General features: G+C 57.9%; 22 protein-coding genes. 12 read left to right on the top strand and 10 right to left on the bottom strand.

Going from position 1 to position 23,127, the window contains the following annotated elements:
• The first annotated feature begins 129 nt into the window (after window positions 1-129).
• From VB780_RS27290 to VB780_RS27300, 3 genes are all read left to right on the top strand, one after another.
• Entirely contained in the window at window positions 130-630 is a 501-nt protein-coding gene (locus VB780_RS27290) for a Photosystem I reaction center subunit III (RefSeq protein WP_323354344.1), read from the top strand.
• A 49-nt stretch (window positions 631-679) separates the two neighbouring features.
• Complete coding sequence (psaJ, locus tag VB780_RS27295; RefSeq protein WP_017301046.1) at window positions 680-805, top strand: photosystem I reaction center subunit IX; 126 nt, start codon at window positions 680-682, stop codon at window positions 803-805.
• 125 nt (window positions 806-930) lie between these two features.
• Window positions 931-1,413, top strand: coding sequence for a photosystem I reaction center subunit XI (locus VB780_RS27300; protein WP_323354345.1), 483 nt, complete (start codon window positions 931-933; stop codon window positions 1,411-1,413).
• Between the two features lie 150 nt (window positions 1,414-1,563).
• Here the strand turns inward: VB780_RS27300 and VB780_RS27305 are convergent, their stop codons facing one another.
• Window positions 1,564-2,772, bottom strand: a complete 1,209-nt coding sequence (locus VB780_RS27305; protein ID WP_323354346.1) for a methionine gamma-lyase family protein — start codon at window positions 2,770-2,772, stop codon at window positions 1,564-1,566.
• A gap of 143 nt (window positions 2,773-2,915) precedes the next feature.
• Here VB780_RS27305 and VB780_RS27310 point away from each other — a divergent pair, with 143 nt between their 5' ends.
• On the top strand, window positions 2,916-3,737 hold the full coding sequence (locus VB780_RS27310; RefSeq protein ID WP_323354347.1) for an acyl-CoA desaturase: 822 nt from the start codon (window positions 2,916-2,918) through the stop codon (window positions 3,735-3,737).
• 99 nt (window positions 3,738-3,836) lie between these two features.
• Here VB780_RS27310 and gyrB read toward each other — a convergent pair whose 3' ends face one another.
• A complete protein-coding gene (gene gyrB, locus VB780_RS27315; protein ID WP_323354348.1) occupies window positions 3,837-5,777 on the bottom strand; it encodes a DNA topoisomerase (ATP-hydrolyzing) subunit B in 1,941 nt (646 codons plus the stop codon).
• Between the two features lie 173 nt (window positions 5,778-5,950).
• Between gyrB and miaA the strand changes: the two genes are divergently transcribed.
• On the top strand, window positions 5,951-6,922 hold the full coding sequence (miaA, locus tag VB780_RS27320; protein WP_323354349.1) for a tRNA (adenosine(37)-N6)-dimethylallyltransferase MiaA: 972 nt from the start codon (window positions 5,951-5,953) through the stop codon (window positions 6,920-6,922).
• Between the two features lie 4 nt (window positions 6,923-6,926).
• Here the strand turns inward: miaA and VB780_RS27325 are convergent, their stop codons facing one another.
• The 6 genes from VB780_RS27325 to VB780_RS27350 all read right to left on the bottom strand — a co-directional run bounded on the left by VB780_RS27325 (window position 6,927) and on the right by VB780_RS27350 (window position 11,733).
• The gene (locus VB780_RS27325) at window positions 6,927-7,796 is read right to left on the bottom strand and encodes a BMC domain-containing protein (RefSeq protein WP_323354350.1); all 870 of its coding nucleotides are present in this window, start codon (window positions 7,794-7,796) and stop codon (window positions 6,927-6,929) included.
• A gap of 36 nt (window positions 7,797-7,832) precedes the next feature.
• A complete protein-coding gene (locus tag VB780_RS27330; RefSeq protein WP_323354351.1) occupies window positions 7,833-8,489 on the bottom strand; it encodes a hypothetical protein in 657 nt (218 codons plus the stop codon).
• A gap of 26 nt (window positions 8,490-8,515) precedes the next feature.
• Window positions 8,516-10,492, bottom strand: a complete 1,977-nt coding sequence (locus VB780_RS27335) for a ribulose bisphosphate carboxylase small subunit (protein WP_323354352.1) — start codon at window positions 10,490-10,492, stop codon at window positions 8,516-8,518.
• A 145-nt stretch (window positions 10,493-10,637) separates the two neighbouring features.
• Complete coding sequence (locus VB780_RS27340; protein WP_323354353.1) at window positions 10,638-10,940, bottom strand: EutN/CcmL family microcompartment protein; 303 nt, start codon at window positions 10,938-10,940, stop codon at window positions 10,638-10,640.
• A 6-nt stretch (window positions 10,941-10,946) separates the two neighbouring features.
• Window positions 10,947-11,285 carry a carbon dioxide-concentrating mechanism protein CcmK gene (locus tag VB780_RS27345; protein WP_006454499.1) on the bottom strand — a complete coding sequence of 113 codons (339 nt, stop codon included), beginning with the start codon at window positions 11,283-11,285 and terminating at the stop codon, window positions 10,947-10,949.
• 139 nt (window positions 11,286-11,424) lie between these two features.
• Entirely contained in the window at window positions 11,425-11,733 is a 309-nt protein-coding gene (locus tag VB780_RS27350; protein ID WP_193966493.1) for a carbon dioxide-concentrating mechanism protein CcmK, read from the bottom strand.
• Between the two features lie 906 nt (window positions 11,734-12,639).
• On the opposite strand from VB780_RS27350, the gene VB780_RS27355 reads away from it, so the two are divergent.
• The 6 genes from VB780_RS27355 (at window position 12,640) to VB780_RS27380 (ending at window position 20,644) form a co-directional block, all read left to right on the top strand.
• On the top strand, window positions 12,640-14,493 hold the full coding sequence (locus VB780_RS27355; RefSeq protein ID WP_323354354.1) for an NAD(P)H-quinone oxidoreductase subunit F: 1,854 nt from the start codon (window positions 12,640-12,642) through the stop codon (window positions 14,491-14,493).
• 9 nt (window positions 14,494-14,502) lie between these two features.
• A complete protein-coding gene (locus VB780_RS27360) occupies window positions 14,503-16,131 on the top strand; it encodes an NADH-quinone oxidoreductase subunit M (protein ID WP_323354355.1) in 1,629 nt (542 codons plus the stop codon).
• On the top strand, window positions 16,128-17,264 hold the full coding sequence (locus VB780_RS27365; RefSeq protein WP_323354356.1) for a CO2 hydration protein: 1,137 nt from the start codon (window positions 16,128-16,130) through the stop codon (window positions 17,262-17,264). Before VB780_RS27360 ends, VB780_RS27365 begins: the two co-directional genes overlap by 4 nt.
• A gap of 22 nt (window positions 17,265-17,286) precedes the next feature.
• Window positions 17,287-17,520 carry a hypothetical protein gene (locus VB780_RS27370; protein ID WP_323354357.1) on the top strand — a complete coding sequence of 78 codons (234 nt, stop codon included), beginning with the start codon at window positions 17,287-17,289 and terminating at the stop codon, window positions 17,518-17,520.
• Window positions 17,521-18,394: 874 nt separating this feature from the next.
• The gene (locus VB780_RS27375) at window positions 18,395-19,153 is read left to right on the top strand and encodes a glycosyltransferase family 4 protein (protein ID WP_323354358.1); all 759 of its coding nucleotides are present in this window, start codon (window positions 18,395-18,397) and stop codon (window positions 19,151-19,153) included.
• A gap of 114 nt (window positions 19,154-19,267) precedes the next feature.
• Entirely contained in the window at window positions 19,268-20,644 is a 1,377-nt protein-coding gene (locus tag VB780_RS27380; RefSeq protein ID WP_323354359.1) for a cytochrome P450, read from the top strand.
• Here VB780_RS27380 and VB780_RS27385 read toward each other — a convergent pair.
• Both VB780_RS27385 and trpS read right to left on the bottom strand, forming a co-directional pair.
• Window positions 20,630-21,553, bottom strand: a complete 924-nt coding sequence (locus VB780_RS27385) for a methylenetetrahydrofolate reductase (protein ID WP_323354360.1) — start codon at window positions 21,551-21,553, stop codon at window positions 20,630-20,632. The genes VB780_RS27380 and VB780_RS27385 overlap by 15 nt on opposite strands.
• Before the next feature lie 57 nt (window positions 21,554-21,610).
• Window positions 21,611-22,621, bottom strand: coding sequence for a tryptophan--tRNA ligase (gene trpS, locus VB780_RS27390; protein ID WP_323354361.1), 1,011 nt, complete (start codon window positions 22,619-22,621; stop codon window positions 21,611-21,613).
• A gap of 186 nt (window positions 22,622-22,807) precedes the next feature.
• Here trpS and VB780_RS27395 point away from each other — a divergent pair, with 186 nt between their 5' ends.
• A complete protein-coding gene (locus tag VB780_RS27395; RefSeq protein WP_323354362.1) occupies window positions 22,808-23,104 on the top strand; it encodes a hypothetical protein in 297 nt (98 codons plus the stop codon).
• The last annotated feature ends 23 nt before the right edge of the window (window positions 23,105-23,127 follow it).

The raw sequence follows: 23,127 nt of genomic DNA on the forward strand, positions 1-23,127 counted from the left end.
CCGATCTTAGCTTTACGGGGGTTCGACTGCGGGGTATTATGGCGACCAAGTTGGGTGAATTTTTGTTCAAAAAACTTAACTTTACGTTCAAATCGCCCTAGTTTCTTCGGTAATTAAAAGGAACAGTTTATGCGACGGTTTTTTGCTGTAGCGCTTGTAGTGTTTCTCTGGTTTGGGTTTGCCCCCCCGGCCTCCGCTAGCCTGGCTGGCGACAACGTAGCAGGTCTAACCCCCTGCGGTCAAAACGAGGCCTTTCTAAAGCGGGCTGCCGGTGCCAAAACTGAGTCGGCCAAGGCTCGGTTCGATTTCTATGGTAGCTCCACCCTGCTGTGCGGTAGCGACGGTCTACCCCACCTAGTGGTAAGTGGCGATCTCTCCCACGCCAAGGAATTTTTGATTCCTAGCCTGTTGTTTCTCTACATCGCTGGATGGATTGGCTGGGTAGGCCGCGCCTACGTCATTGCAGTGCGCGGTGACAAAAATCCTGAAGACAAAGAGATCATTATCGATGTGCCCCTGGCCATCAAATGCTCTCTGTCTGGGTTCGCCTGGCCCCTGACCGCCTTCAAAGATATTGTCAGCGGAGCCATGTTTGCTAAAAACGACGAGATCACTGTATCTCCTCGCTAGTTAGCTGCTCTGCTCACCCCCCAGAACCACGACCCAGGAGAATTAGACCATGGACAACAACCTGCTTCGGTACCTGTCGTCTGCCCCGGTGCTAGCTACCGTGTGGATGGTGATTACCGCTGGTATTTTGATTGAGTTCAATCGCTTCTTTCCCGATCTGCTGCTGCATCCCTAGGGAAAGACCTCGCGGGGCAGTCCTTGCGAGAACAACTTAAAGAGGTTTTTAGAGCCTGAGCGGTGTCTAAAAACCTTCTTTCTTATTTTTTGCTGTGATTTTGTTTGAGTTGGAGAAACTCCCCCATGACAGACCTTATTCAGCCCGCTGGGGATCCACAAATCGGTAATCTAGAAACGCCGATTAATTCCTCTGCGTTTTCGAGGGCGTTCATCGGCAATCTACCCGCCTACCGCAAGGGGCTTTCCCCCCAGCGGCGTGGCTTAGAGATTGGCATGGCCCACGGCTATTTCCTCTATGGCCCCTTTGCGCTGTTGGGTCCCCTGCGCGATTCTGAAATTCCTGGCCTGGCCGGGCTGCTGAGCGCGGCAGCACTGGTGGTGATCTTGACCGCCTGCCTGTCGATTTATTCCGGTGCTGGCGTCAACGATGCTGTGACCAAAACCACCACGCCGTTTACCCCTCCCGCCAGCCTCGAAACTGACGAAGGCTGGAGCGAGTTTGCCGGTAGCTTTTTAATCGGCGGCATTGGCGGAGCTACCTTCGCCTACCTGCTGGCGGCTAATTTGCCTATTCTGACCACTCTGGTCAGCGGTGGCCACAGCTAGGGTTCACGCTGTGACCTTTACCCTGTGAAACGAAGGGGCGATGGATGATTATCCATCGCCCCTTCGTTTTTTGATCTCAACCCGTTGCTTAGCAGCATTGGATGGGCAAAAGACAACGCCGGGCTTGGTTTAGCAAAATCAGCCAAGGCTCTACAACGGCCCGATCGCCTCTACCGCTGCTTCCAGGGCCAGGGCCACGTGGGTCCAGTGGGTACCGCCCTGGCAGTAGACGATGTAGGGCTCTCGCAAGGGGCCGTCGGCAGACAGTTCTGAGGTGCTGCCGTCGATAAAGGTGCCCCCCGCCATCACCAGCTCGCTGTCGTAGCCAGGCATGGCGGCAGGCACGGGTTCCACATAGGCATCGATGGGAGAATGCTGCTGTACGGCCTTACAAAAGGCGATCAGTTTCTCGGCTGAACCCAGGCGAATGGCCTGGATCACGTCGCGCTGAGGGGCACTGGGGGCTGGGTTGACGGGGTAGCCCAGGGCATCGAAGGTGGCCGCCAGTAGATAGTTGCCCTTCATCGCTTCGCCCACCATTTGGGGGGCCAAAAATAACCCCTGGTACAGCAGGCGGTTGAGGTTGAGGCTAGAGCCGCCGCTGGCCCCAATACCGGGGGCGGTGAGGCGACAGGCGGCAGCCACCACTAGGTCGGCCCGGCCCGCCACGTAGCCGCCCGTGGGGGCAATAGTGCCGCCTGGGTTTTTGATTAGCGACCCGGCGATTAAATCAGCCCCGACGGCGGTGGGTTCGCGGTCTTCTAAAAATTCGCCGTAGCAGTTATCGACAAAACAGACAACGGTAGGATTCTGAGCCTTGACCGTACGGACGATGGTTTCGATTTCCGCTATGGTGAGAGTTGAGCGCCAGCTGTAGCCGCAGGATCGCTGGATGTGCACCAGTCGGGTTTTTGGCCCCACTGCTGTCGCCAGGGCATCCCAATCGATGCTGTGGGTCGCGGTCAACGGTAACTCTCGATAGGACACCCCAAATTCTGCTAAGGACCCCTGGCCCGTGCCTCGCAAGCCAATCACCTCTTCTAGGGTGTCGTAGGGGGTGCCCGCTACCGCAAGCATTTCATCACCGGGGCGTAGCACGCCGTACAGGGCGCAGGCGATCGCGTGGGTGCCTGAGACAAACTGCGATCGCACCAGGGCGGCCTCCGCCTGCACCACGTCGGCAAAGACGCGATCGAGGGTGTCGCGCCCCAGATCATCGTGGCCGTAGCCCGACACGCTGTTAAAGTGGTGGCTGCCCACCCGGTGTCGCCGAAACGCCCCCAGCACTCGCGCCAGGTTTTGCTTGACCTGGGCGTCAATTCCATAAAAAATCGGAAGAAGCGTCGATTCTGGGGGCATGATCAGGTTTGATTGTTGCAATGGTTAATTTTTTTCGTTAAGAAACAGGGGTAACTATTGTCCCCTACATTTACTCTGCCTGAGCAAAATTCCTACCTGAGGATTCCTGCTGGGGCGCTTGTCCAAAATTCTGAGATTTTTGCATGACTGCTGTAACTACCGAGCGTTTGTCCCGCGATTGGGTCACCCTTGGCTTCATGATTTTTGTCCACAGCATGGCGGCCCTGGCGTTTCTGCCCGCTAACTTTTCCTGGGCGGCGATCGGGGTAGCGCTGCTGCTCCACTGGTTTACTGGCTGCCTGGGCATTACCCTGGGCTGGCACCGGCTGGTATCCCACCGCAGCTTTACGGTGCCCAAGTGGCTGGAGTATTTCTTTGTGTTTTGCGGCACCCTGGCCTGCCAGCATGGCCCGATTATGTGGGTGGGCCTGCACCGTCACCACCACGCCTATTCTGACCAGAGCCTCGACCACCACGACTCTAACAAGGGCTTTTGGTGGAGCCACATGGGCTGGATGCTGCGCGATGTGCCAGCCCGCCACGATGTCGATCGCTTTATTCGGGACATTAAAGACGATCGCTTTTATCTATTCTGCGAAAAGTATTTTCTGCTGCTTCAGGTCGGTCTAGGACTGGTGCTCTACGCCCTGGGCGGCTGGCCTTTTGTGCTCTGGGGTGTCTTTGTGCGCCTGGTAGTGGTTTACCACTGCACCTGGCTGGTGAACAGCGCTACCCACAAGTTTGGCTACCGGAGCCACGACACCGACGACAAATCGACCAACTGCTGGTGGGTGGCTGTCGTCACCTACGGTGAGGGCTGGCACAACAATCACCACGCTTACCAATATTCGGCCCGTCATGGTCTCAAGTGGTGGGAGATCGATATGACCTGGATGACCATTAACCTGCTCGAAAAGGTGGGTTTGGCTAAGAAAGTGAAGCTGGCTGGCTCTGCTGAAGGCTAATTTGCCAATGGTTCAAAAAAAGAACGAGTTAGCCATTGTGGCTAACTCGTTCTTTTTTTTGGAACTTTTTCAGGGAGCGTTTTGCCCGAGACGACGGGCTTAGATGTCGAGGTCTTCGAGCTTCATGCGGGGGCCGTAGGTTTCGATGAACTCACGGCGGGGGGCGACGCGATCGCCCATCAGAATCGTAAAGATGCGATCGGCCTCAGCGGCGTCTTCAATCTCCACCCGCTTCATGGTGCGAGTGGTGGGGTCCATGGTGGTTTCCCACAGCTGCTGAGGCATCATTTCACCCAGACCCTTAAACCGCTGCACCGTGTAGTTGGCGTTGGCCGGAAACTCGTTGGTGATCAGATGCTGAAGCTCGCGCTCGTTGTAGCAGTACCAGTGGTTGCGACCCCGCTCGACCTTGTAAAGCGGCGGGCAGGCGATGTAGATATAGCCCTGATCGACCAGGTCGCGCTGGTAGCGGTAGAAGAAGGTCAGCAGCAGGGTACGGATGTGGGCTCCGTCCACATCGGCGTCGGTCATTAGACAAATGCGGTGGTAGCGCAGCTGCGATGAGTCAAACTCCTCGCCGCGAATGCCCATGCCCAAGGCGGTGATCAGCGCCTGGATCTCAGTGTTTTTGTAGATCTTCGAGTCTTCGGTTTTCTCAATGTTGAGAATTTTGCCCCGCAGGGGGAGGATGGCCTGGAAGCGGCGATCGCGCCCCTGCTTGGCACTGCCGCCCGCCGAGTCCCCTTCCACGATAAAGATTTCTGACTCGCTGGGGTCGCGGCTGCTACAGTCGGCTAGCTTACCCGGCAGGGTAGACGACTCCAGCACTGACTTACGACGCACCAGTTCCCGCGCTCGCCGAGCCGCCTCGGCGGCGTTAAAGGCCTGAATCGCCTTCTCTAGAATGGCGTCGGCCACATTGGGATGAAAGTCGAGATATTCGGTCAGCGCCTCGCCCACGAGGGAATCGACAATGCCGCGTACTTCGGTATTGCCCAACTTGGTCTTGGTTTGACCCTCAAACTCGGGGTCGGGCACCTTCACCGAAATGATGGCCGTCAGCCCCTCGCGGATGTTTTCCCCCGCCAGGTTAGAGTCAGCGTCTTTGCGCTTGTTGCGCTTGCGGCTGAAGTTGTTGAGGGTGCGGGTTAGCACCGCCTTGAGCCCCTCCAGGTGGGTGCCGCCGTCGATGGTGCGAATGTTGTTGGCAAAGCCCAGCAGGTTGTCGGAGTAGGCGTCGATACACCACTGGAGGGCTGCCTCCACCTGCACCCCGTCGCGCTCGGAGGAGATGTGGATAATCTCGTCATGGATGGGCTGCTTGTCGTTGTTGATGTACTTGACGTACTCAATGATGCCGCCCGCGTAGTGGTAGGTCGAAACCTTGGGCTTGTCGGACTTAATCACATCCAGGCGGTAGTCGGTGAAGATCACCTGAATGCCTGCGTTGAGGTAGGCTAGCTCGCGCAGTCGCCCACAGAGGGTGTCGTAGTCAAACTCAGTGCCGTTATGAAAGATCTCGGTGTCGGGCAAAAACGTGACCGAGGTACCCTGGCGCTGCTCGGCAATTTTCTCCGCCTTCAGCTCGCCAATGGGCACGCCGCGCTCAAAGCGCTGCTTGTGCTCTTTGCCCTCGCGCCAGACCGTCACCTCGACCCACTCCGACAGGGCGTTGACCACCGAAATGCCGACGCCGTGGAGGCCGCCCGACACCTTATAGCCGCCGCCGCCAAACTTGCCCCCGGCGTGGAGCACGGTCATTACCGTTTCGAGGGCCGACTTGCCCGTGCGGGGGTGAATGTCAGTGGGGATACCGCGGCCGTTGTCGGTGACGCTGACCGAGCCATCGGCGTTGAGGGAAATATCGATGCGATCGCAGTGGCCGGCCAGCGCTTCGTCTACGGAGTTATCGACAACCTCGTACACTAGGTGGTGGAGTCCCCGAGGGCCAGTGCTGCCGATGTACATGCCTGGACGTTTGCGAACCGGCTCAAGCCCCTCTAGAACCTGAATCTGATCGGCACCATAGTCGGTTGTCATACTGTACGCTCCAAAAATGGGCTCTAAGCCACCTGAATGCTCGCCAGGTCAAAACACCTAGAAATTATAGCACAAAGCAGCCACAGCGGGCTCTAAGGCAATGTCAGCTCAAGAATGAACCAGGGATGCAATCACCAAAATTTTCCCGATTAGAATCATCATCCCAAGCAAGGATGGCAGGTAGTTCAATTGTACCATTTTTACTGGTGGTTGGCGGTGCTACAGCCACGGGCAAGTCGTCTCTGGCGATCGCCCTAGCCGAGCGCCTGGCCCTCGCCCCAAATCAACAGGGTGTCATTCTCAGCGCCGACTCCCGACAAGTATATCGAGAGTTCGATATTGGGACGGCAAAACCTTCGGCCTGCGATCGGCAGCAAATTTCCCATTACTTAATAGACATCTGCGACCCCACCGAAACCCTCACCCTGGCCCAGTACCAAGCCCAAGCCCAGGGGCTAATTCAGCGGTTCCACCGGGCGGGCACATCCCCCCTACTGGTGGGCGGTACCGGACTCTATATAGATGCGGTGGTAAAAGGGCTGCGAATTCCCCCCGTGGCTCCCCAGCCTGCCCTGCGCCAGCAGTTAGAGGCTCTGGGGCAGCCCCACTGCTACGCTCTGCTCAAACGCCTGGATGCGGCGGCGGCCCAGCGGATTCACCCCAACGATCTGGTGCGTACGGTGCGCGCCCTAGAGGTGTTCTACGTTACCGGTCAGCCCATGTCGGCTCTCCAGGGCGAAGCGCCCCCGGCCTATCCGGTGCTCTATATGGCCCTCGACTGCGATGCCCCCGCGTTGGAACGTCGCATCGCCCAGCGCACCCAGGCGATGGTGGAGGCTGGGTTTGTGGATGAGGTGACTCACCTGGCTGCAAAATACGGCCCGGAGTTGCCCCTGCTGCAAACCCTGGGATACGCCGAAATACTGCGCCATATCCGGGGGGATGTTTCCCTCGCCATGGCCCAGGCTGACATCGTGCAGCACACTCGCCAGTTTGCCAAACGCCAGCGCACCTGGTTGCGCAACCGCGCTACGGCGCAGTGGTTTGATGCCGATGCCAAAGATTTGGTGGAGCAAGTGTGGCAATGGTTAAAGGAGAAGAGACCGCAATCGACCGAAAAACGCACGGTATCAATCCTCTCGTGACTCCCTACAGCTCCTCGTCCGCCAGTTCGCGATCGTCTACGGTCAGCTCTAGGGCAATAGGTTCCGCCTCTTCCGCTGTCGCTTCAATCAGCACCGGCTCGGCTTCGACTTCTTCTTGCTTAACCTCCAGGTTGAGGGGCATCCGCAGGGGCTCGGGCTGCTCCTGCTCCATTTCCATCACGGGCAGCGACTCGACTAGGTCGTCGAGGGGGCGGGGGATGACCATAACGGCGTGGAGCTCGCCAATGCGCTCGGCTTCGTGCATGCCGGCTTCGATCGCGATCGCCACATTGGGCAGCGACCCCCGAATCAAAATGGTGCAAAGCCCCTCGCCAATCGTCTCGTGGGACATCAGCTGCACGTCGGCAGACTTGGTCATGGCGTCGGCGGCCCCCACCATCGCCGGGAATCCACGGGTTTCTAGCAGGCCAATAGCCTGACTGCCCATCTTACTGCCGCCTTCGCGCCGCAGCTCGTCCCAGCGGGCACAGATAGGTAGCACCGCCTCCAGGTTGGGCAACGGGCGTGGAATCAACGTTGACGAGACAAACTGACCAAAATCTTGAGCGGTTTTAACCCCCGCCTCCACCGCCATACGCACGTCGGAAATGCCCCCCCGCACGATCGCGGTGCAGTGCCCGCCACCGGTCTTTTCGTAGCCCACTAGCAGCACGTCGGCGGCCTTTAGCATGGCGTCGGCCGTCCCTACCACCGCTGGAAAGCTCTCCGTCGACACCATACCCAGCGCCGCGCCGCGATACTTGTCGCGGCGCGGCGCCTCTCTTTGGCCAGGGGCAGGGGTCGCCAGGGTCAACCGCTTAGGCGCACCGGGCTTGAGGTCGAGGGGCGAGGCTAGTTTGCCGTCGGGTTGCATAGGGTGCCTCTGCACAGGAGTGTCTGCCTCTCCATTCTACGGCCTGTCCTCTGGGCTAGCGCCATTGAGAGCCTGACGCTGGGGAAATAGAGTTGCCAGCAGCCGGTTGACCTGGGTTTTGCCGTAGACCGAAGATCCATTTTGCTCAACACCGCTCTGAGCATTGCCATTCTGGGCAATGCCGTTGGGGATACTGCCATTCTGAGCAGCTGTCCCAACGGCGGCGTTACCCGATCCGTTGACGGCATTCCCCACAGTCCTCAGATTGTCGGTAGTTCCGTAGATGTAGTGATTGGTATTAGGGGCAACCCCGCTAGATGACGACGCCTGAGCAGAAGATGTCTGCGTTGGATCGCCCAGCAAAGACCCCGGGGCGATCGACTGGGCAGCCCCCAGATTGGGGTTGATGATAGTGCTGTTGGCTCCGATGCAAGTGTGCTGGCCGATGGAGCCGTAGCCAATGATCAGCACCCCGCTGCCCAAACTTGCCCCCGGCTCAATTACCAGATCGCCATGGCGAACCTGCACTACCACATCGGCCCCCAAACAGACCCCTGCAGAGATCACCAGACGACAACCGGGAGCCACCGCCAGCAGTACCCCCGGTGCGATCGCCACTCCAGGCGCTAAATCCACATCTCCCTGGATGTAGCCATTGGTGGGCTGAGCGATCGCCTCGGCGGATACTGCCACGGTTAAGAGTCTGGGGTTAGAGGTCTCTAGGGGCGCTGAATAGTGGCTTCATGCACTCGTTTCTTCACCTTTGGATCGATGCCAATCAGGCGGACGTATTGGCCAGAGTGGTTCCGCAGCTGAGATTCTAGGGCATTGAGCACGTCCGATGCCCGGCTCCCCTCCAGCCTGCCAGCATTTTGCCAGGCACCACTGCGGTAGCGACGCACATCGGCATGCTCAAGGCTAAGGCGATAGCCCTGGTTAAAGAGCTGCTGCACCTGCTGCACTACTTCTTGGGGCAATCCCCCCATGGGAGCGGCTCCGTTGCTGGATGAAAAACTAGGTGCCGAGTTTGAATAGGAGGGAGCCGGTGCCACGGTTGCTGACTTCGAGCCTGGTCGCTGTACAGTGACAGCGGACACTCGCCGCTTCGCCTTAGGATCGATCCCAAACACCCGCACGTACTCGTCGGGGTGCTCGGCTATACAGGCATTAATTGCGCCTAGAACCTCACCCTCACGGTTGCTGGTAATGGTTTTGCAAGATTGCCACACATTGCTGTTGTAGCGACGAGCATCGGCGTGCTCGGCCCCCACGTGATAGCCCTGGCTAAGCCACTGGCGCACCTGCTGAGCTACCTCGCCACTGGCCTGAGATGAACCGCCGCTGGATCTGGGGGCAGCAGCAGCAGAGGAGGAACTGGATCCGCCTCTGGAGTGTGAACTCATTGCTCCAGTCTTGCCGTCGGGGCGCTGAATGGTGGTCGGAGCCACGCGGCACTTCGCCTTGGGATCGATACCAAACAGACGTACGTATTCGCCCGAGTGCTCGGCTAGGCAGCGCTCTAGGGCACCAAAGACTTCACCCTCGCGAGAGGACTGAATAGGGGAGCAAGTTTGCCACACGTTGCTGCTGTAGCGGCGGGCATCAGCATGCTCGGTGCCGATGCGATAGCCCTGGCTAAGGTACTGACGCACCTGCTGTACAACTTCTGGTGACAGGGGGCCACTGGCCGTGGCCGGAGCGGGGCGATGGCCACCATCACTGGAATGATTGGAATAGCTGGTGTGAGAAGCCCCCGTTACGCCACCGCCGACCGCCACGGGTTTGCCGTCGGGACGCTGAATGGTGATCGGGGCCACCCGCTGCTTAGCCTTCGGATCGATGCCGAACATGCGTACGTACTCACCCGAGTGCTCAGACAGACAGGCCTCTAGGGCGGCTAGCACCTCGGGCTCTCGATGGGACTGAACCGGGCTGCAAGTCTGCCACACGCCACTGCGATAACGGCGAGCGTCGGCATGCTCAGTGCCAATGGTAAGCCCCTGGGCCAGGTACTGACGGACCCGTTGGACAACGTCGGGAGGTAGCAGTTGAGAAGTCATAGTGCCTAATCCATCGCGTTCGTTTGATTGTGCTGTGGTATCTGAAGACGCTGAGCTAGCCGACCCACCAATGGGGGACGCATGGCCGGGCGTTCCTGCAAGTTCTCTAATCAGGGCAATATCAGTCGGGCTAACGTCGCGCAGGGCGTCGGCCTGCTGCTGCTGGGTAATCACTGACCCCGAGGGAATCAGCTTGCCGGGCGGTACGTCCACATCCTGCACTAGGGCGTGCATCATTACGACGCAGCCGGCTCCGAGGCGAGCATTAAACAGCGTCGAGCGAAAGCCAATGAAACAGTCGGCACCGATATAGACGGGGCTTTGCACCAGCACCTTGTGGGTGAGGATGGCGCGATCGCCTACCCAGACCGCATAGGGGCTGCGATCGTCTCCCAACACCTGGCCCAGGGCACGACCGTAGATCACCGCTCCCTCCTGCAGCGTACTGGCCGCACCGAGCCGCACCGCAGCACCGGGGTCAGCCTGCGCTACAGAGCCAGCGGCCAAAACTGCTCCAGGTTCAACTCGAACCTGCCCCTGCACCCGAGCCAGCCCATGAACCTGAGCCGGTGGCCCAGATCCCTGGTGCGAACCCCATGCCTGAGTCGGAGATGCCGCTGGTGTGCGGATCGCCATTGCCGTACATCCTCCCAAAAAATCCCCGATCAGCTAGCCCGTTAATATCAGTCCAGAAATCTTTTTCCGGAAATGGGCTAGCCGTGGAGAGAGTGTGTCTCCGCCTGGGCTGGCTATACTGGAACGCCCAGCCCTCTAGACATGGCTAGCTAAAATCATCTCGCTTGTTGTAGAGATTGCCGCTGTCGAGACTGACAGTGTCGACAATGGCAATCACTGCCGCATCCACAGGACGATTCTCGTAGCCGTGGTGCTGGCGGGCCCCGCTGCCCTGGGTAATCAGCACCCATTCGCCGGGGCCAGCCCCCACCACATCTGCGGCCACGGTATAGTCGGGCAGCAAGTCACCAGTTTCGCTAATCAGCTGCACCAGTAAAAACTTAGCGCCGCTCAAGCTGGGTTCCTTACAAGAGCTAACTACCGTGCCCCGAACCTTGGCCAAGAGCATAGTGACTTATCTGCCGTAGGGGCGGATGCCGCTAACGCTCTCTCTGAACTGCTCTACCGCTTCGGTGTAGCGAATGGGCAGAACGAACTCGAGGTTTTCGTGGGGACGAGCAATGATGTGGGTCGACAGTACCTGGCCGCCGTTGACGCGCTTTACGTTTTCAACCCCAGCCGCTACCGAGGCCTGCACTTCAGACACATCGCCTCGCACAATTACGGTGACGCGACCGCTACCAATTTTCTCGTAGCCCACCAGGGTCACCCGGGCGGCTTTTACCATCGCGTCAGCCGCTTCTACTACGGCGGGGAAGCCCAACGTCTCGACCATACCAACTGCAATTGCCATGCTTTTATACGCCTTTTTTTCAGAGAATACAGGAGCTCAAACGAATGCTGAATTAGCCTTACCCTGAACCAGGAGAACCGGACAGGTAGACCCCTAAACCTTAGAACGAATAGGTCTCAAAAAACCGGATGGCTAGGACTTAGGTGCGAAACTGTTCTACCGCCTCGGTGTAGCGAATGGGCAGAACGAACTCGAGGTTTTCGTGGGGACGGGCAATGATGTGAGTCGACAGAACTTCGCCACCATTGACTCGCTTTACATTTTCAACCCCAGCCGCCACCGAAGCCTGCACCTCAGACACGTCGCCCCGCACAATTACGGTGACGCGACCGCTACCAATTTTTTCATAGCCTACCAGGGTAACCCGGGCCGCTTTTACCATTGCGTCAGCGGCTTCTACCACCGCCGGAAAACCCAGCGTTTCAATCATTCCCACAGCAATCGGCATAGTCGAAATCTCCTTATAGTCTTAGACAATCCTGGGTTTACCTAGCACACTTTGCCCGCTGTTCAGGCGCAAGAAAGCATCCCAAAAAATGACAAGCCGGGAATCACCGTTGGGGAAGCAAAAACTTCAGATTGCCCAAAAATTCTTGATGACAGATTAAGCATAGGTGTCCGTAGTCACTTTTGCAATATAAGTCCCAATGATTGTTGCTAATGTTGAATATTATTAAAGCTTATGACGCAAAGCTTTTTTTGTCGTAATCAATCCATAGGTTGACAGCAGTGGTTGCTCACCTGCGCCTGGGGTGAGGTGGGCCTGGTTTGGGGCAGGGGCTGGGCGATTCCGGAACGGATATTCGTTCTGCGGCGGTTCTCATTTTTGGGAATGCGCTGCGCGATCGCGCCTCTTAGAGTCTATGGCGGGCTGATATCCGCTGCTCCTCAGTAGGATCCTTGCCATCGGGCTGTGATTTCTAGATTTCTATATTGATCCCTTCAGAACTGAATCCCTACTCCCTTCAGAAGTTTTTATGGGTAAACCGCTAAACTCACGGCTCTTGGCCCGGCCCCCCTCAGGTAATCAGGTAGAATAGCAAAAAGCTCTAGAAACAAAGGAAAAGGAGCCTAAAGTTTTGCGATTCTCGCTCTGCCCTGCTCGCACTCTGGAGAGGGCTGTGCTGAGTCCCGGCAACCCGTGGCGGCAGGGGCACTGCCGGGGCGACTGTCGGCTTTAGGGTTGGCTCAGGAGACTGCTCCTCAGTTTTGGTGTAGCTGTGGGCAGAGCGCTGCGGTGTTATCAGGAGCTGCGATCGCTGCGCTAAATTCTTTGAGCGAGGGCCGCTGACCTTGGGTAGTCAGGGCCTGTTATTTGCTGAACCATCGCCATTGGAGATAAGCATTTAAGGTGTTGTCAGAAAACGTCGGGATCACCCAATTTTTTGTCGAGACCAGCTGGCTGCTGCCGATGTACGGCCTAATTGGGGCGCTGCTGTCGCTGCCCTGGTCCACGGGTCTGATTCGCCGTACCGGCCCTCGACCGGCGGCCTATCTCAATATCGTGACGACCCTGTTGTCCTTTTTTCACGGACTCATGGCCTTTCGCGGCATCTGGAACCAGGGTCCCCAGGAACTGCTGTTCTCCTGGTTTGACTTTGCCGATCTACACCTCACCCTGGCCCTCGACATTTCGGTACTCAATCTGGGTGCCCTGGAACTGATTACGGGCCTTAGCCTGCTGGCCCAGGTCTTTGCCCTCGGCTACCTCGAAAAAGACTGGGCTCTAGCCCGCTTTTATTCCCTGATGGGGGTCTTTGAGGCAGCCATGAGTGGCCTAGTGCTGAGCGGGTCGCTGTTTTTCTCCTACTCGCTGCTGGAGATGCTCACCCTGTCAACCTATTTACTGGTGGGGTTCTGGTATGCACAACCCCTGGTGGTAACGGCGGCCCGCGATGCCTTCTTGACGAAGCGCATTGGCGATGTGCTGCTGTTGATGGGGGTGGTTTCCTTGGCCTGCCTGGCGGGCAGTCTCGACTTCAACGACCTATACGAGTGGGTCAAGATAGAGGGGTTGTCTCAGCCCATGGCTACCCTACTGGGGTTGGCGTTGATTGCTGGGCCAATCGGCAAATGCGCCCAGTTTCCGCTTCACCTGTGGCTTGACGAGGCCATGGAAGGGCCCAACCCGGCCTCAATTCTGCGGAACTCGGTGGTGGTAACCTGCGGTGCCTACGTGCTGATTCGGCTACAGCCCATTGTGGTGCTGTCGCCAGTGGCCCTAGGCATGCTGGTAGTGATTGGCACGGTGACGGCCATTGGCGGGTCGCTGGTCGCCCTGGCCCAGGTCGATCTAAAGCGCACGTTTTCTTACTCCACCAGCGCCTACTTGGGGCTGGTGTTTATTGCCGTTGGCACAACCTGGCCTGGGGTGGCGTTGATTTTGCTGCTGACCCATGCCGTGGCCAAGGCGCTGATCTTTATGGCGGTGGGCTCGATTATTACGACCACCAACTGCCAAACCCTGACCGAACTGGGCGGCCTAGGGAGAAAAATGCCGGCTACCACCCTGGCCTTTGTAACCGGGGCCTTAGGCCTGGTCGGCGTGATGCCCCTGGGCTGCTTTTGGGGGCTGCGAATGGGGGCTGATTTTCTCAGCCGCGACTATCCGCTGCTGATGCTGGTGTTTTTGCTGGTCAACGGGCTCACCGCCCTGAACCTGACGCGGGTGTTTCGCCTGGTATTTTTGGGGACACCCCAGCCCAAAACCCGTCGGGCCCCAGAGGTACCGTGGCAGATGGCGGTACCCATGGTCACGCTGTCAGTGGTTACGCTGCTGCTGCCGCTGATTATGGGCAAGCTGCTGGTGCTGCCCCCCTGGGAATACATCAACTGGCCGATCACCTTGCTGACGCTGCTGTCGGGCTGGGTCGGAGTTGTAGCGGGGGCAATGGTGCCTCTGTCGAAGTCACTGGCGCGATCGCTCAACCGTTCCCTGCGCATTGTTCAAGATCTGCTGGCCTACGACTTTTACACCGAGCGCCTCTACGACAAAACCGTGGTGGCCGCCGTGTCTACCCTGGCCCGGTTTAGCAGCTGGTTTGACCAGTACGTGGTCGATGGCCTGGTAAATGGAGTGGGGCTGGCCTCGCTGTTTGGTGGCGAGGGGCTTAAATATAGCGCCTCGGGCCAGTCGCAGCTCTACCTGTTGACCATCTTTGCCGGGGTGGGGCTGCTTGGAATTTTCATGACCTGGACGCTTTGGTAACGGTTGGCGATGCTGAGTGCACTGATTTTAATTCCGCTGGTGGCGGCCCTGGTGCTGATCCTGTGGCCTGGCAAGCTAGAGGCGCAGACGGCCAAGGTTGTAAGCGGCGTTGGTTTGGCCCTGACCCTGGCTCTGGTCGGTTTTTTGGCCACCCGCTTCGAGCTGGCAACGCCGGGATTTCAGTTTGAGGAGGTGCTGCCCTGGGTCGAGCCCCTGGGGTTAAGCTATCGCCTGGGCCTCGATGGTCTGTCGCTGCCGCTGCTGGCGGTGAATAGCCTGCTGAGCCTGGTGGCGATCTACATCAGCGACCCCACCCTGCACCGTACTCGGCTCTACTACGTGCTGCTGCTGGTGATCAACAGCGCCGTAGCGGGAGCCTTTTTGGCGGCCAACCTGCTGCTGTTCTTTATCTTCTATGAGCTAGAGCTGATTCCGCTGTACCTGCTGATCGCCATCTGGGGCGGGTCGCGACGGGGCTACGCCGCCACTAAGTTTTTGATCTACACCGCCCTGTCGGGGGTGCTGATTTTGGGGGCGTTCTTGGGCCTGGTGTGGCTGTCGGGCAACACCAGCTTCGACTACGACAGCGGCCTAGCTACGGCCCTACCCCTGGCCCAGCAGATTACTCTGCTGGTGGCGCTGCTGATCGGCTTTGGCATTAAGGTGCCGCTGTTTCCGTTTCACACCTGGTTGCCCGATGCCCACGTGGAGGCATCGACGCCAGTGTCGGTGCTGCTGGCGGGGGTGCTGCTGAAGCTGGGCACCTACGGTGTGGTGCGGTTTGGCCTTGGTCTGCTGCCCGATGCCTGGATGGCCCTGGCCCCCTGGATGGCGACCTGGGCGGTGATCAGCGTGCTCTACGGGTCGCTGGCGGCGATCGCCCAGACCGACATGAAGAAAATGGTGGCCTACAGCTCCATTGGCCACATGGGCTACGTACTGCTGGCGGCGGCGGCTTCTACCCCCGTGAGCATTGTGGCGACGGTGTTCCAGATGATTAGCCACGGGCTGATTTCGGCGCTGCTGTTTTTGCTGGTGGGGGTGGTGTATAAGGCCACGGGCACCCGCGACATGACGGTGCTGCGCGGCCTGCTCAACCCTGAGCGGGGTCTGCCCTTCGTCGGGTCAATGATGATCCTAGGGGTGATGGCCAGTGCCGGTATTCCCGGTATGGTGGGGTTTATTTCTGAGTTCCTGGTGTTTCGCGGCAGCTTTTTGATCTTTCCGGTGCAGACGCTGCTGTGCATGGTGGGCTCGGGCCTGACGGCGGTGTACTTTTTGCTGCTGGTGAACCGGGTCTTTTTTGGCCGACTGGCGATCGCACCTCCCACCGTGGCTCCCCAGCTCGACATTGAGCTGCCCTCGGTGACCTGGCGCGATCGCGCCCCCGCCCTGGGTCTAGCCGCCTTGATTATTGCCTTTGGGCTCCAGCCCAACTGGCTAGCCCGCTGGAGCGAGCACACCACCCTGGCCCTGCACCAGCCCTACCAAGGGTTTGTGCAGGCGCGCACCCGGTTTGCCCCCGCGGCTCTGCCCGCCGCTGTAGCCGACATCCTGCTGGTTGAGCCAACCTTAGCCCCGCCGGTTCCCGTTTCCCCTGTCTTTGCCGACCCCAGCGTTGAAACTTCCCTGCCATGACCAAAACCCTACCCCTGGCCAAACCCAACCCCCATCCCCTAGAGCCCTTCATTCAAAAGCTGTTGGCAGCCGAGGCGCTGCTGCCCGACTTTGAGAGTAATGTGATCGAAGTGGTGGGCATTCTCAAAAGCTACGGGGTAGTGCTCGATGCCTACTCCAAGAATCTAATCTACATCGCCGATCACCAGTTCTTGGTGCTGTTTCCATTTTTCAAGTATTTCAACGGCAGGGTGACGCTGCCCCAGCTGCTGCGCCACTGGTGGCACGATCGCATCAACTTCGAGTACGCCGAATACTGCATGAAAACCATGCTTTGGCACGGCGGCGGCAAACTCGACGAATACCTCGACAGCGACGACTTTTTGCAGCACTGTCAGGCCGCCGTTGCCGCCAAGATCAAAACTAACCTTCCCATTCGGGCACTAAATGGTCTGTTCCCCGACTTTCTGCCCGAGCAGGTGCGCCAGCTTGCCTACTACAGCGCTCTCGGCCAGTTTTGGCGGGTGATGAGCGATCTATTTATCGATCTGTCCGACGCCTACGATGCCGGTAAGGTGCAGACCATTCCTGAGGTGGTGGCCTTTATCAAAGCCGGGTTGGTGGCAGCGGCGGCGAACCCCATTACTTATGCAGTCGAAATCAGCGGCACCAGCTACGAACTGCTGCCCAAGTCTGCTGGGCTGACGTTTTTAATGGATGTGGCGGTTCCCTACGTGGAGGCGGTGTTCTTTCGCGGCACGCCATTTTTGGGGACGGTCTCCTACAATGCTCAAGCCAACCAAATCTCCGCCGACCAGGGCCGCTTTGAGTACGGGGCTCTCTATGCCGACCCCCTACCCATTGGTGGAGCGGGCATTCCCCCCACCCTGTTGATGCAGGATATGCGTCACTACCTGCCCGACTACCTGACGGCGTTCTACCAATCCAGCGGGCGCGGGCTCGACGATGTACGGGTTAAGATCTGCCAGAGCTTTCAAAAGTCGATGTTCTGCGTCACCAGTGCCTCGCTGCAAGGGCTGCTGCCCCACCCCGCCGATACCCAAGACCCCACCGAGCAAGCCGCCAACCACGCCTTCCTCGCAGGATGGATGGATCGCCTAGCGACTTCCCGACTGGATGTGGTGCAGCTTTGACCAAGAATTAGGCTAGCTTCTCATGAAGCTCATTCAGGTAATCTACGCGCTATACCATTCAGATGCAGAAGCCTTAAACGGACACGAAGATGATGATTTCCATGCCCTTGATCGTGAAATCCGATTGTGTTTTGAGGATCATCCATCAATATGGCTGTTGTGGGGTTCAGAGGTTATCCAATTTGATGGCAGCTTTGCATATCAGCCTCATGTAAGAGGGCAGATTGACAAAATGATTGACATGGCCAGCGTCTAAGTCGGTGAGACGAATTAAATTGCGAAAGGGTCAAGTACCTGTAATCCTTTTGAATCAAGGCTTTCCCCGATTGTGATGACCGCCCTCAAACTCTAGCAGGGCGAACACGGCTACACCTAAACCTATACGGCTACCGTAGCGATCGCCTCAGCTTTTGAAGGCTAAGGCTATATTTATTCCTTGAGCTTTAAATAAGTTCACATTCTTTGAAGTTTATCTGAAGCTGCGCCGCATCTGAGTTCTTTCGGAGGCTGGCCAATTAGGTTGTGGATGGGATACAGCCACTACTACCCATCGTGGCTGTGTATTTCTAGCTTAATTGAGTCGTTGCCCCAGCTGGATTGGGTGATTGGCATCTTGAAAGCGTGGCTATAACTCTAACAGATTGAATAACTACACTATGTCTAACTTGGCTAAAGCTCGCCTGGTCATACTTCAATATGCCGGTGACCTGAAGAAGGCTTATCACTTACTGGCTCAGTCCGGTAAGCAAGAATATTTTAGCCACCGATATATCTTAGAAAAATCCATCGAAATCGGTAGAGAGGTCGATGAGGTTATTCATGTTTGCTGTCAGACAGACTCTGAATACAATGAAGTTTTAGAGCCTGGTCTGCGAGTTGTCGGCGGCAACCTAGACCCCTACAAAGAGCCAAAGCGCCTTTTAGAGTTGATTGAGCAGCAAAAGCCTACCCATCTAGTTGTACATTTTCCCTCGGTTGCTGCATTTAAATGGGCTAAGCAAAATAACGTCAAGGTGATGGGTTTATTTGCCGACTCCTTTCAGGGGGGTGGGCTTTTATCTAAATTTAAACGCGTTCGTCTGTCTCGGATGCTTAACGACAAAGCTATTGATTTGGTGGGTAATCACGGTTTGAGCTCATGTCACTCTCTGCGGAATATTGGCGTTAAGCCCAGCAAAATTATTCCGTGGGATTTTCCCTATGAAATTACTCCTAGCGACTTTGTGCCAAAAAGCCTGGGTGACGCCAGCGTTCATGCTCGAAATATTATCTACGTTGGCCGAATCTGTGAGGTCAAAGGGGTCGGCGATGGCTTAAATGCCCTGGCGCGGCTGAAGCAGACTGGCCTAACCCCCCATCTCACGCTGATTGGCAGAGGAGAACTGGACTGGTGCAGAGCGGAAATTCACCGTTTAGGGTTAGATACTCAGGTGACGCTGGCGGGCGGTCTGCCCCACGATCAGGTCTTAGAGAAAATGCGCTGGGCCGATGTGGTTTTAGTGCCCAGCCGCCATGCCTATCCGGAGGGATTGCCCTTAACTATCTACGAGGCCTTGACCGTCAGAACTCCGCTAATTATTTCGGATCATCCCATGTTTCAGGATAAGTTTGAGCCCGGCCAGGATGTGCTGATGTTTCCTGAGCAGGATGTAGCTACCCTGGCCCGTAATATTGAAGCACTGCTGACCAATGCAGAGCTGTATCGAACTCTATCGGTCAACTCTGCTAGAGCCTGGTCTAGATTACAGCTGCCGGTCAAGTGGCATCAACTGATTAAGCAGTGGGTAAACGATACGCCCGATAGCCGTCGAGGGTTGTTGCAGCACAGCCTGGAGCAGTGCTTTTATCAACAGCAACGACTCAGTTCTAGCCGCTTGCAGTCAGCTTAAGTTTGACGGCGCAGAATCTATGCAGCGGCGACTAGGGAACCCGCTGAGATGGTCTAGCATTGAGGTGGCTGGGCACAGGCTAGCCACTTCAATGCTCTACTACGTCTCTTTAGCATGCCTGCTATCCCCGGCACCAAAACTCCCTTTTGGCGGCGCGCACCCAAGCTTATTCTGCGCCCGCTAGACTACTTTGAAGACCACTATCGCCGCTACGGGCCGGTGTTTCAGGTGGGGGAAAAGCCGCTGTCGATCTACGTGGCCGATCCGGCGGTGATTCAGGGTATTTTTCAGGCCGATGCGGCTCAGTTTCACATTCCGCCCCAGAGCCCGGGGGGTGGGTTGACCTTTCTGCTGGGCGATCAGTCGCTGCTGCTGCTGGATGGGGCTCGCCATCGTCGCCACCGTCGCCTGCTGATGCCGCCGTTCCATGGCGATCGCATGCGCACCTACGGTCAGGTCATCGGCACCCTCACCGAACAGGTGATGGCGAGCTGGCGGCCTGGCATTGCCTTTAACGTGCGGGCGGCCATGCAGGAGATTACCCTGCGGGTGATCTTGAAGGCGGTGTTTGGGCTGGGTGACGGCGATCGCTACGATCGCCTGCGATACCTGCTGAGCACGCTGCTGGAGGGCTTAGGCACTCCCTTCAGCGCTTTTTTTATTTTCTTCCCAAGGCTTCAGCAAGACTGGGGACCGATGAGCCCCTGGGGAAAGTTTGTGCGGATCAAAGCGGAGATTGACGCGCTGATCTACGCCGAAATTGGCGATCGCCGCCAGCATCCGCAGCCCAACAGCTCCGACATTCTCTCGCTGATGATCAGCGCCCGCGACGAGCAGGGTGAGCCCCTCAGCGATGGCGAACTCCACGACGAGCTGATGACGCTGCTGGTGGCGGGTCACGAAACCACGGCTTCCGCGCTGACCTGGGCGCTGTACTGGGCGCACTGGCTACCGGATGTGGGCAAGCGCCTCCACCAAGAGCTGGACACCTTGGGGCAAACTGTCGATCCCCTCAGCTACGCCAGTTTGCCCTACCTCACCGCCGTCTGCCAGGAGACCCTGCGCATCTACCCCGTCGCCCCCACTACCGGCATTCGCATTGTTAGCCAGCCGATGACGGTGGCGGGCTACGAGTTCTCCGCTGGGTCGGTGCTGTTTCTTAACATTTACCTGGTGCACCATAGGGAGGATCTCTACCCAGAACCCAACACCTTTAGGCCCGAGCGATTCTTAGAGCGGCAGTATTCGCCCGCCGAGTATCTCCCCTTTGGGGGTGGGCATCGCAGCTGCATTGGCTCGGCCTTTGCCCTGATGGAAATGAAGCTGGTGCTGGCGACGATTTTGCGCCACTGGCAGCTGGAACTGCCCGAGGGGCTGCGTCACCCGCTCAAACCCGTGCGGCGGGGTCTCACTCTAGCGCCACCGGGAAATCTGCGGCTGATGCCCCTGGCCCAGCGCGTTGCCCAACCCCAGGCGCTACCGCTCGGCTAGGGCGTCATCGACGGGGGCTACCCCACCCTGGTCGAGAATTTGGGGAATCAAATCTTCGCGACGCACGGCCATCAGGTGCACCCCCTGGCACAGGGAGCGGGCGGCCTGCACCTGCTCGGCGGCAATCTGCACCCCCTCTTGCAGGGGGTCGGGGGCTGCGGCCAGGCGATCGATAATCGCCTGGGGAATCTGGGCACCGGGCACGTTGCGGTTGATGAAATTGGCGTTTTTAGCCGACTTAAGCAGGAAAATTCCGGCGAGAACGGGGCGGCTGTAGCCGGAGGCTACCTGATCCATAAACTTGGCCAGGCGATCGAAGTCGGTGATGAGCTGGCTTTGAAAGAACTGCGCTCCGGCTTTGACCTTGGATTCAAAGCGGCGCTGTAACCCCGACCAGCTGGGCGATTGCGGATCGATCGCCGCTCCGGCAAACAGATCGAGCGCGCCGTCGGTGAGGGGCTTGTCGTGGCTGTCTAGGCCAAAGTTGAGTTTTTCGAGCAGTTTGAGCAGCCGCACCGACTCTAGATCAAATACCGATCGCGCTTCGGGATGGTCGCCGGCTTTAACCGGGTCGCCCGTGAGGGCCAGAATGTTGCGCAGCCCCAGGGCGTGGGCCCCCATCAGGTCGGCCTGGAGGGCAATGCGGTTGCGATCGCGGCAGGCCACCTGGCACACAGCCTCAACCCCCTGCTGCTGGAGCAGCAGCGCCGCCGCCCACGATGACATGCGCATCACCGCCCGGCTGCCGTCGGTGACATTGACGGCGTGCACTCGACCCTTAAGCAGTTGGCCCATGGCCAGCATGTGCTCTGGGTTGCCCCCCTTGGGCGGCATCACCTCTGCCGTCACCAAAAACTGGTCGGCTTGGGCCGCCGTGCGCAGCCGATAACCCAGGGGTGCAGAAGCCAAACAATCCTCCTCAGGATCTGTGGGAAACAGGGGTGATTGATTAGTATATCTCGCCAGCTACAGCGGTTTAGAGTAGCCCAGGGCGTCTTTTACCCGCGCCAGGGTGGTGTTGGCCACGTCGCCAGCCTTTTCGCGCCCGGTTCTGAGAATGCTTTCGAGGTAGGTGCGATCGCCCATCAGCTCATTAAACCGGCTCTGAATTGGCTCTAGGGCCGCTACCGCCGTATCGGCCAGCAGCGGCTTAAACTGGCCCCAGCCCATCTCTTTGCACTCTGCCGCCACCGCCTCTTTGGTCTGGTTCGACAGCAGCATATACAGCGTCAGCAGGTTGTTGCACTCGGGCCGGGCCGGGTCATCGAACCAAAGCCCCCGCTCGGGGTCAGTTTTGGCCCGCTTAATCTTCTTGACGATCGCATCGGTGGGGTCGGTTAGATCAATACGGCTCTGGTCAGAGGGGTCTGACTTCGACATTTTCTTAGTGCCGTCGGTCAGGCTCATTACCCTGGCCCCTTCGGCGCGAATCATCGGTTCGGGCACCTTGAGCACCGGGTTTTCTTCGCTGCCGAACTGAAAGTTGAGCCGGGCCGCAATATCGCGGGTGAGTTCTAGGTGCTGCTTTTGGTCTTCGCCCACGGGCACCAGATCGGGTTCGTAGAGCAGAATGTCGGCGGCCTGCAGCACCGGGTAGTCGAGCAGGCCAATGCTGACGTTTCCCCCCTGCTTAATCGCCTTTTCTTTGAACTGAATCATGCGCTCTAGCCAGTTGAGCGGGGTGATGCAGTTGAACAGCCAGGCCAGTTCTGAGTGGGCCGACAGGTGCGACTGCACAAAAATAGTCGCCTTCTCGGGGTCAATGCCGCAGGCGATATAGGTGGCCGCCACCTTGTAGGTATCTTCCGCCAGCCGCTTGGGGTCGTGGGGTACGGTAATGGCGTGGAGGTCGGCCATAAACAAAAAAGCATCGTAGTCTTTTTGCAGGTCAACCCAGTTGCGGATCGCCCCCAGATAGTTGCCTAGGTGAAGATTGCCCGTGGGCTGAATGCCTGAGAGAATGCGCTGTTTGGCCATAGGTCTGGGAAAGATGTAGCGACGTGAACGGGGTTGGCAGAGAGCCAGCGGGCGCCCCCCCTATGAATCTACCCCAATCTCTGCCCGTCGCAGTAGCCAGACCTGGGCCGATAAATAGGCTTTCCTTGTCGGGATAAACTAAATTGCTTAGATTTGTAACATCCAATCATAAAAACTATTAATCCTATGACTCTCCCCACCGATCTCTCAACCCGCCTGCAAACGGCCATTGGCCTGGCCAAAGAAGTGCAGCAGCATCCCGAAGCCAACCAGGCGTTTCAGGAGGTACTAGGGGATCTCAAAGCCGAAAGCCCCGTAGCGGCTGAACTGCTAGAGCAGCTTTGGCGCGAGTACATCGGCACCCAGCGCTCTTCGCTGTTTTGGGAACAGCTATCGGATGTAGAAAAGAATCTGTCCGATCGCCTCAGCGAGAGCCACATTCAGCTTAAGCAAAACTACCTGCGGCTGATTCAAGAGCAATAGAGGCAAGAGCAGTAGAGGCGCAG

It is taken from the genome of Leptolyngbya sp. CCNP1308, assembly GCF_034932455.1.
Taxonomy (GTDB): Bacteria; Cyanobacteriota; Cyanobacteriia; order Phormidesmidales; family Phormidesmidaceae; genus Nodosilinea.

What these genes read in the sequence shown, in the direction of transcription:
- VB780_RS27370 (WP_323354357.1), top strand. Translation starts at nt 17,287, where the DNA reads ATGAAGCTCATTCAGGTAATCTACGCGCTATACCATTCAGATGCAGAA.
- VB780_RS27395 (WP_323354362.1), top strand. Translation starts at nt 22,808, where the DNA reads ATGACTCTCCCCACCGATCTCTCAACCCGCCTGCAAACGGCCATTGGC.
- VB780_RS27365 (WP_323354356.1), top strand. Translation starts at nt 16,128, where the DNA reads ATGACCAAAACCCTACCCCTGGCCAAACCCAACCCCCATCCCCTAGAG.
- gyrB (WP_323354348.1), bottom strand. Translation starts at nt 5,777, where the DNA reads ATGACAACCGACTATGGTGCCGATCAGATTCAGGTTCTAGAGGGGCTT.
- VB780_RS27310 (WP_323354347.1), top strand. Translation starts at nt 2,916, where the DNA reads ATGACTGCTGTAACTACCGAGCGTTTGTCCCGCGATTGGGTCACCCTT.
- psaJ (WP_017301046.1), top strand. Translation starts at nt 680, where the DNA reads ATGGACAACAACCTGCTTCGGTACCTGTCGTCTGCCCCGGTGCTAGCT.
- VB780_RS27340 (WP_323354353.1), bottom strand. Translation starts at nt 10,940, where the DNA reads ATGCTCTTGGCCAAGGTTCGGGGCACGGTAGTTAGCTCTTGTAAGGAA.
- VB780_RS27290 (WP_323354344.1), top strand. Translation starts at nt 130, where the DNA reads ATGCGACGGTTTTTTGCTGTAGCGCTTGTAGTGTTTCTCTGGTTTGGG.
- VB780_RS27350 (WP_193966493.1), bottom strand. Translation starts at nt 11,733, where the DNA reads ATGCCGATTGCTGTGGGAATGATTGAAACGCTGGGTTTTCCGGCGGTG.
- VB780_RS27335 (WP_323354352.1), bottom strand. Translation starts at nt 10,492, where the DNA reads ATGGCGATCCGCACACCAGCGGCATCTCCGACTCAGGCATGGGGTTCG.
- VB780_RS27345 (WP_006454499.1), bottom strand. Translation starts at nt 11,285, where the DNA reads ATGGCAATTGCAGTTGGTATGGTCGAGACGTTGGGCTTCCCCGCCGTA.
- VB780_RS27360 (WP_323354355.1), top strand. Translation starts at nt 14,503, where the DNA reads ATGCTGAGTGCACTGATTTTAATTCCGCTGGTGGCGGCCCTGGTGCTG.
- trpS (WP_323354361.1), bottom strand. Translation starts at nt 22,621, where the DNA reads ATGGCCAAACAGCGCATTCTCTCAGGCATTCAGCCCACGGGCAATCTT.
- VB780_RS27325 (WP_323354350.1), bottom strand. Translation starts at nt 7,796, where the DNA reads ATGCAACCCGACGGCAAACTAGCCTCGCCCCTCGACCTCAAGCCCGGT.
- VB780_RS27300 (WP_323354345.1), top strand. Translation starts at nt 931, where the DNA reads ATGACAGACCTTATTCAGCCCGCTGGGGATCCACAAATCGGTAATCTA.
- VB780_RS27380 (WP_323354359.1), top strand. Translation starts at nt 19,268, where the DNA reads ATGCCTGCTATCCCCGGCACCAAAACTCCCTTTTGGCGGCGCGCACCC.
- miaA (WP_323354349.1), top strand. Translation starts at nt 5,951, where the DNA reads ATGGCAGGTAGTTCAATTGTACCATTTTTACTGGTGGTTGGCGGTGCT.
- VB780_RS27305 (WP_323354346.1), bottom strand. Translation starts at nt 2,772, where the DNA reads ATGCCCCCAGAATCGACGCTTCTTCCGATTTTTTATGGAATTGACGCC.